General features: G+C 63.6%; 8 protein-coding genes and 1 tRNA gene. 4 read left to right on the forward strand and 5 right to left on the reverse strand.

Annotated features, from left to right (window positions below):
• Nucleotides 1-186 precede the first annotated feature (186 nt).
• The 4 genes from AC5592_RS33110 (at nt 187) to AC5592_RS33125 (ending at nt 2755) form a co-directional block, all read left to right on the forward strand.
• Nucleotides 187-268, forward strand: a tRNA-Leu gene (locus tag AC5592_RS33110).
• Nucleotides 269-441: 173 nt separating this feature from the next.
• Complete coding sequence (locus AC5592_RS33115; RefSeq protein WP_157122394.1) at nt 442-867, forward strand: hypothetical protein; 426 nt, start codon at nt 442-444, stop codon at nt 865-867.
• Between the two features lie 5 nt (nt 868-872).
• Nucleotides 873-1910 (forward strand): tyrosine-type recombinase/integrase, encoded by a 1038-nt coding sequence (locus AC5592_RS33120; RefSeq protein ID WP_063066451.1) that lies wholly within the window; start codon nt 873-875, stop codon nt 1908-1910.
• Nucleotides 1911-1960: 50 nt separating this feature from the next.
• A complete protein-coding gene (locus AC5592_RS33125) occupies nt 1961-2755 on the forward strand; it encodes a DUF2637 domain-containing protein (protein WP_063066452.1) in 795 nt (264 codons plus the stop codon).
• A gap of 401 nt (nt 2756-3156) precedes the next feature.
• On the opposite strand, the gene AC5592_RS33130 is transcribed toward AC5592_RS33125, so the two are convergent.
• From AC5592_RS33130 to AC5592_RS33150, 5 genes are all read right to left on the reverse strand, one after another.
• Nucleotides 3157-8157 (reverse strand): ATP-binding protein, encoded by a 5001-nt coding sequence (locus AC5592_RS33130; RefSeq protein ID WP_063066453.1) that lies wholly within the window; start codon nt 8155-8157, stop codon nt 3157-3159.
• On the reverse strand, nt 8154-9860 hold the full coding sequence (locus AC5592_RS33135) for a methylation-associated defense system protein MAD7 family protein (RefSeq protein WP_063066454.1): 1707 nt from the start codon (nt 9858-9860) through the stop codon (nt 8154-8156). The genes AC5592_RS33130 and AC5592_RS33135 overlap by 4 nt, the downstream gene beginning before the upstream one ends.
• Entirely contained in the window at nt 9860-13588 is a 3729-nt protein-coding gene (locus tag AC5592_RS33140) for a protein kinase domain-containing protein (RefSeq protein ID WP_063066455.1), read from the reverse strand. Before AC5592_RS33140 ends, AC5592_RS33135 begins: the two co-directional genes overlap by 1 nt.
• Nucleotides 13581-15158 carry a 3'-5' exonuclease gene (locus AC5592_RS33145; protein WP_198164004.1) on the reverse strand — a complete coding sequence of 526 codons (1578 nt, stop codon included), beginning with the start codon at nt 15156-15158 and terminating at the stop codon, nt 13581-13583. The genes AC5592_RS33140 and AC5592_RS33145 overlap by 8 nt, the downstream gene beginning before the upstream one ends.
• Nucleotides 15159-15852: 694 nt before the next feature.
• Nucleotides 15853-16377 (reverse strand): hypothetical protein, encoded by a 525-nt coding sequence (locus tag AC5592_RS33150; protein WP_157122396.1) that lies wholly within the window; start codon nt 16375-16377, stop codon nt 15853-15855.
• Nucleotides 16378-16966: the final 589 nt, after the last annotated feature.

A 16966-nucleotide genomic window follows, 5' to 3' on the forward strand; every position in this document is an offset into this window, starting at 1 on the left:
CCCTCCCTCATGTTTGAACCCCCAGGTGGCAGGGTTACTTGGAAGTCAGAAAGTTGAGGGTTCCTCATATTGGGAGTTGCGAAATCGTTATAATCCCAGTTCGTGTTACCCGTGGGTACACGACACCCCCGCGCGGCTTCGCGATCCGCCCCCGGGCCGGTAGAGTTTGGACGGTCGTACCATCACGCGCGAGTGGCGGAATTGGCAGACGCGCTGGATTTAGGTTCCAGTGTCCTCGGACGTGGGGGTTCAAGTCCCCCCTCGCGCACCGTTTCGTGTCACTGGTGACACATTCGGCGTCCGCGTGTGTGAGCGCACTCAACCACGCGAAGGACGACCAGTGACAACAGTCTGTGACCCGCGCACTTTGGTAGCACGAATGCGAAATTCGCGTGCGTTCGTTGGACCCTCATTGTCCCTCGGTGTGCGGGGGTGGTGCGCGTGATCGCACCGGTGATCCCACCGCAGACGCCGTTGCAGCAGCTGATCCACGGCCCGCATTCGCTTGCCCCGCTGCCTGTTCCCGCGCCGGACGCCGACCTCGTCGTCGGGATGTCCACGGTCGGGCGAGGCGGGCGGGTCGTGGATCGCAAGGTCTTTGCCGCGCTGGGCTGGGAAGCCGGCGACCGGCTGGCCCTGCGCTGCGCCGAGCACGGAATCCTCGTCACCTCCCCCGACCCCGAGGGCCCGATCCTGATGCGCGACGGGACCATTCATATCCCCCTGCGGCAACGGCGCCGCGTGCAGCTGGTCATCGGCGACCGCGTCCTCCTTCTCGGCAGACGCACAGGCGATCGGCTGGGGATCGTCGCGCCAGCCGCGATGGAGACGGTGCTCGCTCCCGGCCTGGCACTGCTGGAGCGCTGACACCGATGACCACCAACACAACACCCGCGCCATCGGCCGAGGCGGTCGCGGCCGCGCGGGTCCTGCTGGCGCAGATGGGGATCAGCCCCGCCGATCTCGTCGGCACCACCGCGCTGGTGCCGACCTTCGCCGAGGTGGTCCCGCAGGTGCGGGCCACGCTGCGTCCCGGCACGATGCGCACCTACGACGCGCATCTGCGGCGGCTGGAAACACAATGGGCGACACGGCGCCTCGACGAGCCGACCCAAGCCGACCTCGAGGCCATGGCCCGCGTCGTCCAAGAGCACGCCCGCGCCAACCGGGCCTCTCGCGGCGGAGGCAGCGCGGTCGAGCATTTCGTCAGCGCGGTGCGCTGCGTCTACCGCTACGCCGAGAGCACCGGCTGGATCCGCCCCAGCGACAACCCCGCCCGCAAGGTCGCCAAACCCACACGAAAACCCTCGCACCGCTACGCGATTCCGTCCGGGCAGCTGGCCGAGATCTGCGCGGTGGCCGCCGAGACCGGCAACGACGGGGAACTGGACGCGCTGATCCTGCGCCTGCACATCGAGACCGCGTGCCGGCGCAGCGGCGCACTGGCTCTGCGACCGCGCGACCTCGACGCCGACCAATGCCTGGTGTGGCTCCGCGAGAAAGACGGCACCGACCGCTGGCAGCCGGTCTCCCCCACCCTCATGCGCCACCTGCGCGCGCACGGCGCCGCTCGCAACGCGCCAGTGTCGGGGCAGCTGCTGCGCTACCGCAACGGCGCACCCATCACCTCGCGACGCTACGACCACATCTGGTCGCGCATCGGCGAAGAGCTGCCGTGGGTGGCCGTGCAGGGCGTGACCATGCACTGGCTTCGCCATACCACCCTGACGTGGGTGGAGCGCACCTTCGGCTACGCCGTGGCCCGCGCCTACGCCGGCCACCATGGCAAGACCGCGGGCACCACGGCCACCTACGTCAAAGCCAACCTGCTCGAAGTCGCCGCCGCCCTCGCCGTACTCACCGGCGAGCCCCACCCGTTGGCCACGGCCGAAGGACCTACGGCCACATGAACACTGCCGCGTGCACACCGGATCCCCGCTTGTCCGAAGGACCACACCCCATGCCCGCACCCGACACCGTCGTGCGCACGCCCACCTCGCCGAGCGTCCCGGACCGTGCACACCGTCCCGACCGTGCGCACGCCTTCTTCTGGTGTGTGCTCGCCGCCTCCGCGACAGTGAGCGTGACCGGCAACGCTGTGCACGCCGCCGTGCTGCACGCACCAGCCCCGCCGATCGCCGGTGCGGTCGCAGTGGTGCCGCCGATCGCGTTGCTGACCGCTGTGCACGGTGTCACCGTGCTGCAGCGAAAGCAGGTGCGCAGTACCACCGCCCACCGCCTCGCCGTCGTGCTGACCGTCCTCATCGCAGCGGGCGCGTTCTGGCTGTCGTTCACCGCGTTGCGGTCCCTCGCCGAACTCGCGGGCATCCCGCACAACCAGGCGTGGCTGTGGCCGCTGATCATCGAAGGCTCGATGACCCAAGCCACCGTCGCCCTCATCTCGATCACACAACCACCCCACGACACCAGCGCCACAACAGAAACCGCGGCACCGACCGGACCGATAACGATTCCTGATGCACTGCCGGAATCGTCACGCACCTCGGCCGACGACATCGTGCGCACGCCGGAAGCGACCTTTGCGGACACAACCACATGGAGCGAAATCGCGGCGGTCATCTGTGCACGCGATCCCGCCCGCCGCCGAGACCCCGATGAGGTCGCCCAAATCCTGGCCTTGCATTACGCCGAAGGACTCAAAGCCACCGAGATCGCCGAACGAACCCATCGCAGCCGATCAACCGTCAGCAGAATCCTCAGTCGAGCCCAGGCGCTCAACCAACCCACGACATGATCTTCGATCCGCCACAAGCCGACCTGCCGACGAGAAGGTAAGAGGGGTTAAGGGTTCGATCCCCTTAACCCCAAAGCCTAACTGGGTAGCACCTTGGCGTGGTTCGTTTCCAGCACGACGGAATCGGTTGCGCCGCAGGTATCGTGTCCTCGAAACCGCATCCAGCAACCAAATGCAGCCACCGCGCCAGTCTCAGAGGCACTCGCAGGACGGGCCTGAGACTCCCGCCGCCGACCTATGGCCCACGACGAAACATCTGATGAACCGGTGCCGGAACCATTCCCAATGCTGTTCCACCACAACACAAAGTCTCGCTGATCCGGTCAAATGGTCCTGATCATGGCCAAACTCCGACGCCCCGCCCAGGCTCTGCCACGGGAACGCGCCGTTTGTTCGAGAATTCACTCAAACATTGTCGTCTTGCGTGCTTGCGGAACTTCGGTAGTTGCGACGTATGCCTGCCCGACTCCCAGCTTTTCGACCTCAACACTGAGGTCCTGGCCGGCGCGGCCACGAAGGTAGCGGGCAACTGCCTTACTTTCGGGGTGATTGGTGCGGAAGACGATCTTCGTGCCGGCATTACCGAGCACGTCACGGTGAAAGTCGGACAAGCCCTGGCTGGCGACCAGAACGACAACCCCGTATTTGCGGCCTTCTTTCATCAACTTCGGCAAAGTGACGTCGTTGGCGACCCGGTGTGCTTCATCGAGGACGATCGCGAGCTTGAGTGTGCCGTCCTGGGACCAAGAGAACATGTCGCGATAGACCCTGCGCAGCAGGAACGACGTCGCTGCGATTTGCACCTCCTCTAGCATCAGCTTGCTCAGATCCACCACCATGCCGACTTCGCGCGGGGCAAAACCGCGGGAGGCGTTTTCATCGAAGAGTCCGAAGTCGGTGAGTGGACGTACGCGCTCGCGCGCGTTCTGCGCACCGCGGGTGCGTCGCTCCACATCCTCGAGTGCGGTGGCGAACTCGCTGAGAGTCGGAACTCTGTGCTCGGCGATGGCGGTGTTGTAGGCCTCTTGGAGGGCTTTGTAGACGTTGCTGCGTTGTATCTCGCCCATGGATCCGACGAACTGGATGACTTCGGCGAGCTCCCAGGAGGCTTGGTTGACCTTCGCAGACTCACCGGAATTGAGCACGTCGAAGGGAGTAAACGGCAGCCCGTTCTCCGCCTGGAGCACTTCGGCATTGGCTGGTGGGTCGGCGGCCATATCTCCGTGGAAGTCGATGACCAGCGACGGCAGTCCGTGTCGGGCCAGTTCCCGGACGAGACGCCGGGTTGTCACCGATTTACCCTGGCCGGGGATGCCCACTATGAAGGCGTGCGGGCTGCCTTTGGTGCTGGGTTCCCAGACGACCTGTACGCCCGTGGCGTCCGTGCCGACCGATACTCGCACGTCGCGAACCCCGACCCGTTCTGCAACGGCACCGAGGGGCTCCGCAGTGAGTCGGTGGCTGTCGGAGGCGGCATCGGACGATTGGTCGCTACGGGAGGGTCCGGCCGGTGCCACGGCGGCAGGCGTGGCTGTGGGTTCGACTTCGCTTGGATGCGTGAGGATTTCGTCGTTCTTGTCGCTGCCGGTGGTGTCGCTGTCCTCCGGCTCCGGAAGTGTCGATGTCTGTGTGCTCGGCGTCGACGCCTGCTGTTCGACGTCGCCTGTGAGCACTGATGAGTTGTCGCTGCTTGTCGCCGCGGTGGAGGCCTCGGTGGGCAGGATGGAAAAACCCAGCTTTCCCAGGTCGGCCGCAGTGAGTACCGAGATGGGGATGCCGCGATGTCGGGCGGGGAGGCCCTCGCTGCCGGTCAAGCTGATGACATAGCCGTGCATCGTGATTTCGACCTCGAGACCGCCTTCGACGAGGCTGTCGATGTGCTTGTGCGTTTCGGCGACTTTGTCGGCGGTGAGCAGGCCGTTGGTCACCGCGCGATCAGCGTAGTAGTGCAGCAGTCCGGCGAGTTGGGCACGCTGCAGTGCCGCGTCAATGCGTGGAGGATCGCTGGCGAAAAAGCGCTGCACCAGCAGGTCTCGGGTGGTCTCAAGCTGATCGGCGATGCTGTCGGCGAGGTCATTGGGAAGCACAGCGTAACGCCGAGACTTGACTTCGATGCATTCGATGTTGAGCCTGCGCTGGGTGACGCGCACGATCAGCATGTCACAACGGCGGCCTGATTCGTTGCCGAGCGCAGTGCGGCCGAAGATTTCTTGATGCGAGTCGACCGGGACGATGATGGCGCCGTCGAGCTTCTTCTGCCCGCGCAGGTGAGACACCAGTGCGGCGAGGCTGACCGATTCGCGAGCGAAACCCTCACTACTCTGCAGACGCAGAAGGAGCCGCCCGGAGATGGTCATCAGATCGTCGAGCACCTGGGTCGAACTGGCTTCGAGGGCGTCGAGCCCCAGATCGGTCATCGCATGTTTGAGGATGGAAGTCATCTCGGCACGATGGGCGGTGGTGACGGTGAGCCGGTGGCTCATGCCGTCGATGAAGTCCGGTGCGTAGTCGAGGATGTAGTTGGTGGCGCCCTGGCGGAAGGGTCCGCGTTCGTAAAAGTTCAGGCCGACAAAGCGGTCGAGGGTGAGCACCCAATCTGATCGTTCGTGCAACACCCTGACGTAATCGAGGGTGTCACCGGTAACCTCGACTCGCAGTGCCGGGGGACCCGCTAGGCCAAGCGCTGTTCCGGCCGCGGTTTGGTGTGAGCGATGCCCTGTGACAATGGTGGCATTGTCGGTCTTCGTGCGCGGATGCAACGCCGGAGAGACGGTCCATCCACCGTCATTCTCGGACATATCGGTGGTGACCAGCGGGCACAGCAAGTCCTCGAGCGAGGTGAACCGTCCGAGCGCCGCCCGTGGTGTCAGGGTCTTCTTCAGGTCGCTGATCCCACTGGCCAGTGCCACGTGAATGGACTCGAAATCGCTGACGATTCTGTCCAGCGGTCGCAGTGACGCTTCGATTGGTGCGAACAGTGGGCTCTGCTTCGCATGTCGTGCGCCCGCCGCCGGAGAGTCGCCGGGATGCTCCGGTGGCCCTATCTGGATTTGCTGTCCGTCACGCTCAATTTGCAGTCGGGTCAACGGGGCCAACGGCTCGGCGTAGCGGTCGCGCTCTCCGTAGGCGACGACTTCGAGTCGCAGACTGTCATCGGCGGTGCGAGTACCGAACGCGGCGAGGGCCTCGGCGAGGACTGCGCCGTCGCCAGGGTGCATCGCTGCCAACCGCAGTGCTTTGGGGTCGCGGTGGGCTTTGCGGTATTCGATGAACCGATCCGCGATCATCGCCGAATCTGACGACATCGATGCGGATTGGCGGACGAGGCCGAAGACGGTGCTCACCGTGGCAGCGAGTACGTCGGGTGCAGGATGGCCGAGCGGCAGCAAGACTCCGACGCCGAATGTCAGTTCGTCGAAGTAGACATTGAGCGTGCGCTCGGCGGTCGCGACCGCGAACGGAATGTTGGTGGGCGCAATGCGGGTCAACCCCTCGAAATCGATGAGGGTCTTGCGCTCACCTGCAGCGACTCCTCGCTGGAGGATTTCTTCGCCCCAGGTGCGGGTCAACTGGTCGTAGGCTGCCAACCACGCCAGACGAAGAGGCTGCAGCGGCAACACCACGGTGACGTCGCTTGCGCCGCTGGTGGCGCTGCCCAGCGCAACGTCGACGGTGTCGAGGCGTTGAAGTATCTCCAGCGTGGATCCTTCTGCGCTGTCGAGGGCTCGCTTGTAGGACTGCAGATAGTCCTGAATCACGGCTCGGCTGTCCCCGTCCCAGGCAAAGACTTCCGGGACGTCTCGCCGTGAATCAGCTGCGAGCAGCTCCATCACCTGTCTGCGTTTCTTAGCGAACGCTGCAGGAAGCTCTGCATACAACGGTTTGAAGTCCTCGGCCTGTAGCGCCAATCCGTAGGGTGAGGTGGCGACGTAGCCGACGATGCCAGGATCGGTGAGGATCTGCTTCTGCAAGCTCACCGTCACCGCGTTGGCCGGGACCTGTACGCTTCGTGATCCGTCGATACGCAGGCTGAACAGGTGACGGTTCCACTCCCAGACCGGATTGGTTTCGGTGAGTGAGTTGGCGCCGTTGGCCACTGCGCGCAACCGCGCGGCCCCGAGACTGTGGGCGGTAGCTGGTGGCCGAGTCACTTCGGGTGACTCGGTGTCGTCGAGGAAGATCAGGTCGAACGGCTCGGATTCGGTGAGCGCGGACTCCGGCAATGTGAGGGGGAGATCGTCGTCATCGAGTGGTAGGACTTCCACGACGAAGAGAAAACCACCTGTGATGTCCTCACTCGCCAGGTCGAGTTTGAGGGTCGCTGTGCGCTTGGTGCCTGCGACTCGTTTCTCCACCAGGGGGGCTTCGCCGTCCTCGCGCAGGTCCTCGGGATGCACAAGGCGCAGGTACCATTTGTGTACTCGCTTGGTGTTGACGGGAGTGGTCCGCCATTTGACTACCACCTTGCCCGGCGAATCACCGCGGATCTGGCAAACAAGACTCTCCCCGTCCAGCATCAACCCGGTGGACTTGGCCACCGTGCCTGCCGTGGAACGAAAGGGTAGTACTTCCACGTGATCGAGGTCAGAGTCGATTTCATTGTCAACGAGTTTGAATTGGTCGAACTTGACGCCGAGGCGGTCGGCGATCGCTTCAGTCCACTTCCGCGCATCATGGAGGTGATCCTCGCGGGCGGTCAACTCCGCCAGAAGCCGGTTGAATTGGTCACCGGGGGCCAGACGGGTCTGACGCAGGCGATCGTCGATAGCATGGCCGGCGCCGGCCGGGTCGGCGACTTTGCGCACGAACGCGGCATTGTCTCGCAGGCGAGCTTTGGTCGCATCGTCGTCTCCGCCGTCGGGGATCAGGCCGATGCGCCACAGATGATCTCCGAACGGCGCACGTGGGTCGCGCTCGACGTACTCGAGGAACTCGAGCCAATACTCGATGGGTGTTCGCCCGCGGGTCAGGCGGGACAATTCGTTCACAGGAAAATCGGGTCTGGCGGCGCGAATACGGTCGATAACGTGGTCGGCGGCGGCCTCGAGCAGATTCGTGTAAGGCAGGCGCAAAAAGGCGTTGTCGAGCGAACTTGCCTCGCGCGCAAGGGATGGCGGGACGAGCAGGATCAAGATCGCGCCATGTTCGTCGCTGTGGGCGATGTCGTTGCGCAGTCCGACAGCTTCTTCGATGGTGACGCGACCGCGACCGCCGTTCTGGTCGAGCACGCGAACCATCAACGGCGGCCGGCCTGGGCGGTCAGCGAACCGCTCGGCCACCACGGCCTGCAGGTCAACAGCTTGCTCGCTCGTCAAGTCGTCGACGCGCAGACAGTGGCCTGCCTTGGCCGTCTCGATGTATGCGACGAGCAACTCGGACAACGTCTCGGTGCGGGATGTCATCGTGCGTCTCCAATGAGCAACGGGTTGCGGACAACCTGGGCACTGAAATCGTCGCTGAGCCCGTCGAAGACGCCGAGCAGCTTGAGCCGGCGTTTGAAGGCTTCAAGATTGTCGCTGGCTGCAGCGCGTGCGGCCACGGTATCGAATTCCGATGGTGGCCGGTCGATCAGAAGCCCGAAGCGGCTGTTGAATTGTGTGAGCACGTCGGCGAGCAGCATCTCGCGACGGGGATCTCTGCCACGGTCGTCGGTGAACACGATGCCCAGCAGAGCTGTCACCAGGTCATTTCCCGGTGCGTAGGCCCACGTCTCCCGACGCTTGGAATCACCGACCAGCATCCCGTTGGCACGGTTGAGTCCGCCGGTGTCTCGAAACCAACTCAGCGCGGCGTGCCTGGCTCGTGCCTTAGTGGCTTCGAAGAGTGCATCGGTCAGTCGGTCGAGCGCCGGGCGAGTCGGATCAGCAATTCTCTGCAGGAACGCGAGTGTGTCGTCGTCCTCGGAGTCTTCGTTGGCCCTGCGAACTGCTTGCAGGTCCTGTTTGAAATACGGTTCGAGCTCGGCGTTGTCTCGCAGCTGAGCCAGATACTGGAACCTCTGCGGTCCCGTCCATTCTTCGTAGTCTTTAGCCAGTACTTCGCTGGTCTCGGCCGCACGCCGAACTATCTTGAGCACCAACCGATCCCGGAGACCGGTGTGGGTGAGCCGAAGGTCTCGCTGAACACAGGTGCGGGCGAGGTTGCGCGAGTCCGAGGCGACATCACCGGAGAAGTCGATGTACTGGTCGAGCGGATTGTCGGCGTCGCGGCGCTGCATGTCGAGCGGCAGGTCGTGGTCTTCGAGCAGCTGATGGATGGCTCGGGAGGTGCGCAGCGGCAGCTGGAACAATCGAAACCCGAGGATCGCGGTGAGGTGGTGGGCGGTCTGGAGCGGGGTGGAATCGCGAAAGCTCACCAGATAGCTCACGACATCGCTGCCCAGCGGCGCTGCTGCCGCCGGCACCGCGGGATGGGTTCGATAGTGGGCCTCGTGACTCTTTGGTCCCTTCTTGGCGGTGGCCTCGTTGACTGCGGGAAGAGCCTCGAAACCTTCCAGAAATAGCAATGCCAGCAGGGTGGTGATATCCACCTCGGTGTGGCCGTCGTATTCGGGTGCCCACCATGAGGGGTCGGAGAACTTGACGCCGTCACCGACAGAATCCTTGACGATTTCACTGAGAGTTTTTCGTGCATCGGCCTGGCTCGGGAACACCCCTTGTTCTTTGCGCCGCTTGACCTCCTCGAGCATCTGAGCGTAGATCACCGTGTCGGCCTGTCGACTGCGTCGACGATCGGGAAAACCGGCACGGTACGCGGCGATGGTGCGCGCTCGGATGAAGTCCATCTTGTCGGCCCGTTGCGACAGTCCGGACCTGCCGAAAGCGACTACCGACGAGCGAAGCCAGGCGTCGATGACGTCTCGGGCCTCCGGGGAATCGAACCCGACGACGTCGTCGCGTCTCAGGAGTTTGGGCAGATAAGTCGTCTCGTAGGCATCTGCTGAGGCGTCTTTGAGTGCAGGGGCGTGTCGACCGCCCTTAATCGCGGATTCGTAGGTATGTGGCAGCAGCCGATCGACCTCGATGGAGTTTAGTTCGACGAGGTTGAGCTCGGTGAAGACGAAACTTCTCAGCTCTTTCGGCTCTCGGGGCAATTCGATCTTCATCAGTGCGACTCCATGGCTATAGCGCCGTTTCGTACCGCCACGGCATTTGGTGCGCCGGAGGGGGTGACGACGATGGCGGTCGAGGTCGGGTGCAGCATCAACTTGCCGGCGAGCAGGGACAACTCCAGCTTGATCGCGTTGGCTGCGGCGTCGTTGATCAGTGCGCCGTCGGCGGCGCGCAGGATCATCTCCACCGAATCCAACGTCAACGCCAACTGCGCGCGGGGATGGATGAGAACCAGTTCGTCGGCATGCTGCTCGACATACGGCGACGAGGCGGGTGGGCGCTTGAGGTGAAAGTCCGCGGCCGGTATCTCGCGAAGCACGGCCCATCCGTTGTTCTCGCCGTCTTGGAGGGCGAGATTGGGGCCGTCGTAGCCGAAGGCACCCAGCAGGCGGCTGAGTCCCAGCAGGATTCGGTCCAGCAACTGCGCGGCCGCGTCGTCGCTGCCGAGCGCGGTCTGGAAGTCCTGCAGGAAGCGGTACGGTGTTGCTTCGCGCTGGTGGACGCTATTGCCGTCGAGGTCGCCGAAGAAGGCGCGACGGTTCAATGATTCGCGACGATGCCACGGTTCGTGGCCGTTGGAGGCGCGATCGTCGCGTTCCAGGGCCGCCACTGGCAGCCGGGTGGGGTCGAGGTCGGCCCATTCGCGGATCAGGTAGTCGGTGGAGCGGGGGTCGAATGCCAGGTCGAAATGCAGGGCGTCATCGCCCAGCCGCAGGTCGATCTGTTTGTCGATCGTGGCATGCACATCGGTGCAGCCGCGGTCGCCGGTGAGCACCCATCCCGCCGCGGAGCGGAAGTCACGGAAGGTGGCGCGCCGCTGGCGGCGCAGGTGGGAGATGGTTACCAGTTCCAGCAGCCGTGCGCGGCCGGGCCCGCGCAGTTGGGTTCGGTTTCGCAGGATCGGACAGACGTCGCGGGCATTGCAGCCTTCGCATTCTGTCCACCGCGCATCGTGGGTGAACAGGTCGAGTGTCCGCCCGGCGATTCCGTCGGCGTCTGCCGAGGTGGGGGCCAACGTGCGGCGCTTGAGGTCGACGTAGGCGACGCGCGTTGCCTCGTCGGGGTTTTCGCCGGACAGGCCCTTGCGGATTGCCTTGTGGTAGTCGGTGTACAGGTCGGAGTAGTCATGGAGGAAGAACTGACGTAGACGGCCGTCGTTGATGGCCAGCAACGCCGTGTGCGGAGTATGCGGGTCGGGAGGATTCAACGCCTCAATCACGAGGTCGTCGGAGCTTTTTTGGTCTCGTGCCTCGCTGGCGTCGTAGAGCGCGGAGAATGTGCGGGAAGGGGTCTGGCACACCCATCCGCCCAACCCGTCGCTGAGCGGTGATGCGCCACACTCGAGCAGATAGCCACGCAGCTTCTTGAGGTAGGAGGTCTTGCCGTCACCTGGGTTGCCAGTGAGGATCACCAGATCGATGCGTCCCTGCAGGATTTTCGGTGTCAGTTCCGTGTCGAGCAAGGTGTCGACATAGGTGTTTTCTGCGAATTCGGTGTCGAGCCCTCGGTTGCCCGCATTGCCCAGTTTGCTCCCACGGTAGAGCTGACGCAGCAAATCGACCGTTGGATTGATCTTGGGCGTGCCCGATTCTGCCGCCATCGGGGCTACACGACGCAGGTCGTCGGCGAAGTGGCGTGCCGAGTCCGGGCGCTCACTCGGGTCGGCCACGACAAGTCGGAAGAACTGCTCGGCAATCGCGACCCCTAGCGGGCCCAGCGCCGTCTTCTCTTGCTCACTGAGCGGTTTGAGGGTCGACTTGTCGTAGTCACCGTCGACCTCCTGAAAGGGCAGCCGGCCCACCATGCACCGAAGAAATGTCACGCCCAACCCGTAGAGGTCTGAGCAGGTGCTGCGTTTGGCGTGGCCTGCCAACTCCGGAGCCGCGTATAAAGGGGTCAACCCCAGTCGGGTTTGCGATCCCTGCCCCCGAGTCAGACCGAAGTCGATCAGACGTGCGCGGCCGTCGGGTTCGATGATGATGTTGCTAGGGGTGATGTCGTTGTGCAGGTAATCGTGGTCGTGCATGTAAGCCAGTGCCTTGAGGATGTCCAAGGCATGGCGACGATAGTCCTCGGCGGAGATCATCGACTTGCACGCGTTGGCCAGGCTCTCCCCGTCGACGTAGTCGACCACCAGGAACGCGGGGGTGTCGTTGATGTCCCACACCCGCGCGCAGCGGTCGTGAACGATGCTGGAGGCGGCTTTGAACTCCTTGGCCGCACTGTCGCGTGGCACCGAATCCGAATACTGTTTGAGAACTCGCTTCTGGCCGGTTTTCTGATCCGAGGCCAGCCACGACTTCGCGAAGCCGCCCTCCCCCAGCGCCCTCTCGATCAGATACCTTCCGGCGACGAGCTCCCCGGGAGCGAAGTTGTCGCTAACAGTCACTGGCAGCATCTTCCTTAGTGCGACAAGGGTTTCCTCGATGTCGGGTCGCTCCGCCGCGGTGCTCACGAGACACCGACGCAGCACCGCGGCGACCTCGGCGAGCTCGGACCGCTTCGGCGCGAGGTCGACATCAGGCACGGCGTTGGCCGAGGCGTGGAGCCACCACAGCAGAGCCAGCGCCAGGGAGTAGACATCGGAGGCGGCCGTCGCGGAACCGACGAGCTCGCGACATTCGGGTGCTCGGAACGGCTTACCGACGTCGGCCAGCTCGTTGAGGAAGTCGGCCACGGTGGCCTCGCCACTGAGGTGGGCCAGATAGAAGTCGGTGAACTTCACGGTTGCCTCACCGTCGAGCGCGACCCGCGACGGCGCGATGCCGCGATGAACGACACCGGCGGCATGAATGTCCTTCAGACCACCGAACGCGTCGATCAAGAACTTGACGATGTCAGCGATATCGCTGGTGGCAGGATCGAGCGGCGGTGTCGGCATCGCCAGAAGTTGGGGCAAGGTCTTCATAGGTTGCAGCACGACAGGAACCACGATCCAGCGGTGCAGGTCGTCGTCGAATACCGGCTGCGTTCGCAGGGTGCGCCCACTGTGGGCCAGTTTCTCGATGGCCTTGCGCTCGCGACGGACGAGATCGTCGGGGTCGATGTGGGGACCCCACCCATCCATCGGATAACAGCGCAGGAAAACCAGGTTGGCGACATCATCGCGGGCAGCGAAGACCCGTGCCCGCCCCAAGGGCGTCACTTCCTGAAGGACCCGATAGGCACCGATGCGGGTGGGGACGTCGTTACGTTGTGGCCATCCATCGAGGAAGTCGATGGTCGCCTCGCGCGCACCGGCCAACGCCGGGGCAGCGGCGCGGTCGTCATCGGCGAGGACCTGCGCGGCCTGGGCCAACAGCACGACCATGTCGGCCTCGGGGCCAGCCTCTGACCAGTCGACCTGCACATCGGGATAGGACAGTACGACGTAGCTTTCGACCAACCGGCCCTTTTTCGGGTATCCGGCCACACGGGTGCGCAGCAGCCCGGCCAACTTGCGCGCCAGAAACGACACCCGATCGGTAGGATTCTGACGTGATTGCTGCTTGACGATCCACGGGCCCGGAGTCACTCGGATCGACGGACCCCAGTGCTTGTTCTCCACGACGAAGATCAGGTTGCGTCCGACGATCGTGAGATCGAGGTCGTCGTGCTCCTGGGTCGGCAGGGAGCGGTTGGCGATGACGACCCAACCGTCGGGCAGGTGGCGGGCCAACGTCTCGGCGGTCAACTGCTCACCGGGACCGCGGTAATCCCCCACGACACGCAGCTCAGCCACCGATTGCCTCCTCGTAGTCATCTGGCCAGCAGTATCGGGCCACGTCCTGCTCGTCGGAACTGAGCCGCGTGAGGAACTTGTTGTCGCGCGTGTAGGTGATGACGAGGTTGTCCATCGCGCGAGTCGCCCCGACGAAGGTCACCCGTGCCCGTCGTAGAGTTTCCGGATCGGTGGAGTCGGGATCGGGCAGCGTCTCGAGACCGAACAGGACTACCGCCTTGAACTCGTAGCCTTTGGCCGAGTGCACGGTGAGCAGCTTCACGGTGTCGCAGAACAGGTCGAATTCGCCCTTGTCCTTGGGATCCATTGCGCTGTAGGGGATTTCGTACTCCTCCAAGGCGCGTTTGAGGCGGCCGTAGGCACCGCGGTACTGAGTGACCAGGATGCCGATGTCACGGGGCTGCAGACCACCAGCGACGAGCATGGCGTTGACTTCGTAGGCGACGCACTGGGCCTGCTCGTCCCAACTTGCCGCCCAGACCAGATCCACCGGAGGGCCTGATGGTGCGTGGTCGAGACCAACGACAGCGAACGAGGGATCGAGGCCCTGGACCGCCGACAGGATCTGTCGAGTGCTGCGATAGGGCCGCTGCAATTCCAGATGTTCGGCTTGGAGCAGGGGCGAGCTGTGCGGGTCACCCGGGTTATAGAGGGCTTGCGCGTAGTCACCGGCCAGCAGCATCCCTCCCCTTCCGGGCCGCAGCAGCGCGTGCGCCAGCTCGATCCAGGCCGGATGGAAGTCCTGGACTTCGTCGATGAGCACCGCGTCGAACGGCTGCGCAAGACCTGCTCGCACGGCGGCGGCCAGTCCGGCTGATAGCACCGTGTCATCGGCGTAGGAGAAACGGATTCCGAATTCGTGGGCGATCTCCCAGACCCGGTTCACTCGGACATTCGGTACGTCGGCGACCAGGCGACGCAGATACGGCGCCAATGTCTTGTTGTAGCAGAGCATCTGGATGCGCCACTCGGGATGCTCTGCGGCGAGCCAGCGTGCCCGCGCCGCCAGCACCAGTGTCTTGCCGCTGCCGGGCGGCCCGGTCAGGACGAGCATGTCGGCGATGTCGCGCTCGGCGACATAAGCTTGTTGCCGGTCCAGTACGACCCGCAGCGCGGCGCGATCACCGGCACTGTCGTCGGAGATTCCTCGACGCAGATCGACGGTAAACACAATGCTGGGGAACAGCACAGCCCGAACCTGGTCGAATGCCTGCGGATCGACGTTCTGCTCCGCGATGAGACTAAGCCACCGCCATTCGTTGAATTGCGCCGTGGGAACCAGCACCCTGCCGGCCACCGTCCGGGTGGGGACCGACAGACCGGTGGCGACGGCGAGCACACGAACAATCGGCACATCCTCATCGGCCTGAGTATCGGCACGAAATGCCTCGATACGACGATTCAACTCGACGAATTCCGCACGAGCATCACCGGCGACCGAGTGGTGGACATCGACGGCGAGGAGGCCGCGGGCTGGATCGAGCAACACGAGATCGGGATATCCCGACGAGGTGGGTGGGGAGATTTCGACTGGACAGCGGTAGCTGTCAAGCGACTTTCGCAGGGCCACAAGGGTGTCCGCCGTGTCAGCTCTATCTGTCATCCACTCCCCACCACAATCTGACTACTCCATGCACCACGCCGGCACAGCATCCGCGAAGGCCTGGTGTCAACATCCCTCGGTACCGACCACTGGCAGGACAGTGCACCCCGTCGATCGCCGGAGTCCCCTCGCGCAGTACGAGACCACCCCGCTGACGCGGCGAAGATCTGTCAGCGATGAGCTCGGCCGCAGTCGATGAAGCCAACGCTGCCACAACAGCTTCACCTAGCGACGCCACACGTATTAGGACGAAGGCTCACCCGCCGCGTTGCGTCCACCGGAAATGTCCACAAAAAAGAACGCCCGGAGGCGTTCGTCGGGGACGTGCGCAAATTCGTGATTGAGCCACGTCGCGAACGCGAAGCTGATTCGACTCAACTCTTGACGACTGTGACCCTGTGCTCACCCCCCTCGATATCGAGAATATCTCAAATGACGATACACCAGCGAAATCCGTTGCGGGACATGACTGTGCACAAAAGTCAGAGCTTCTGACAAGACCGATCGGCCTCGGCGTCGCGGCGGCGCCGTCCGACGCTTACCTCGACCAGAAGGAGGCAAGCGCTTGTTCGGTTGCGTGGAGCATTGCTCCTCGCCCTGCGCGGCGTGAATTGAGAGCGGACCCGTTCGGTCACCGGCCCTCGGCGAGCCGGCCCGCAAACTACACTTCTTCGGTCTTGGTGCTGCGCGCTTCCGACAGCAGGACTTGTCGAGGGATCTCCGGGAAGAATGACACCGTCACCCGCTGAAGGCGGAGCTCAATGCGAGCCTGAGTCAGGAAGTCTTCGAAAGCACAACGAGCCGGTACACGGATGCGGTACCAGTCTTCGATGCGATGGCGCCGCTCCTGAGCATCGATGAACAACTCTGTGACAGCACGATCGAGTGCGGTCACCGCTTCGACGACACTAGGCGATCCATGTAGCCACACCGCAGAATACGCGTCATCCCAACTACTGTCCGCGCGAACAGCATTGACGAACTCAACGAATCGGCGATCAGACGGATCTGCTAGAGCAACCGTCCGGATCCCTTCGACGGTCGTACGAAAGACTTCCGCCAAACGTTGGTAGCTGGACGCCATCTGATCACGCCGCCAACGTAACGCCTCGGAACGCACATCCCAAAACCGGCCGATCGCGATGCCCAAGGTCCCAGCCATAGCTGCAACGATCGCTGCTGTCATCGCTCCCCCTTCTGCGAAGCTTCTTAATTCTCGCAAAGCAGCATCGCGGCACGCTAGACATGATCAGATGTTGATGGTCCTGCCAGCCCACCACCTCCCATCCCGAGAGGCGAGGTTCTTGATCTTGATCCTGAGCGGGCTCCCCGCTGCGATCTAGTTGGCACCCTCCGTGCCTCGCTCGACTCCTGTCGATGAGTCTTCAGCGGTAGGAGGCGGCGATCAAAGGAGGCTTCAATCGCAACTCCCACCATCACTCTCCCAACCGCCACTCACCACATCATCACCCCCCACAAATTCACACCCACTTCCACTCATACACATAACCCCCAACTCCCCTCTCCCCCATAACCCCCACCCCCATAATCCACACACCACACGCAGACCTCCTGCACTCCGGCTGAGAGTTTCCTTACGACGTGGCGAAACGGCGAGAATTGATACAAACTCAGTCCCTTCCAGCCCTCGCGATCCGAATGTCGTTAGGTGTCTGATGGATACGTGACAGCGACGCTGCACAAAATCCTCGCCGGCACCAGCTACCTGTACTACCAGCGCCAGGTAGCCGCCACCGACGCCACCGACCTCGGCA

The sequence above is a fragment of the Nocardia violaceofusca NBRC 14427 genome (assembly GCF_963869435.1).
Taxonomy (GTDB): Bacteria; Actinomycetota; Actinomycetes; order Mycobacteriales; family Mycobacteriaceae; genus Nocardia; species Nocardia aobensis.

Bases quoted from the DNA above. Each gene is read 5' to 3' on its own strand.
- AC5592_RS33120 (WP_063066451.1), top strand. From the start codon at position 873: ATGACCACCAACACAACACCCGCGCCATCGGCCGAGGCGGTCGCGGCC.
- AC5592_RS33125 (WP_063066452.1), top strand. From the start codon at position 1,961: ATGCCCGCACCCGACACCGTCGTGCGCACGCCCACCTCGCCGAGCGTC.
- AC5592_RS33130 (WP_063066453.1), bottom strand. From the start codon at position 8,157: ATGACATCCCGCACCGAGACGTTGTCCGAGTTGCTCGTCGCATACATC.
- AC5592_RS33135 (WP_063066454.1), bottom strand. From the start codon at position 9,860: ATGAAGATCGAATTGCCCCGAGAGCCGAAAGAGCTGAGAAGTTTCGTC.
- AC5592_RS33150 (WP_157122396.1), bottom strand. From the start codon at position 16,377: ATGACAGCAGCGATCGTTGCAGCTATGGCTGGGACCTTGGGCATCGCG.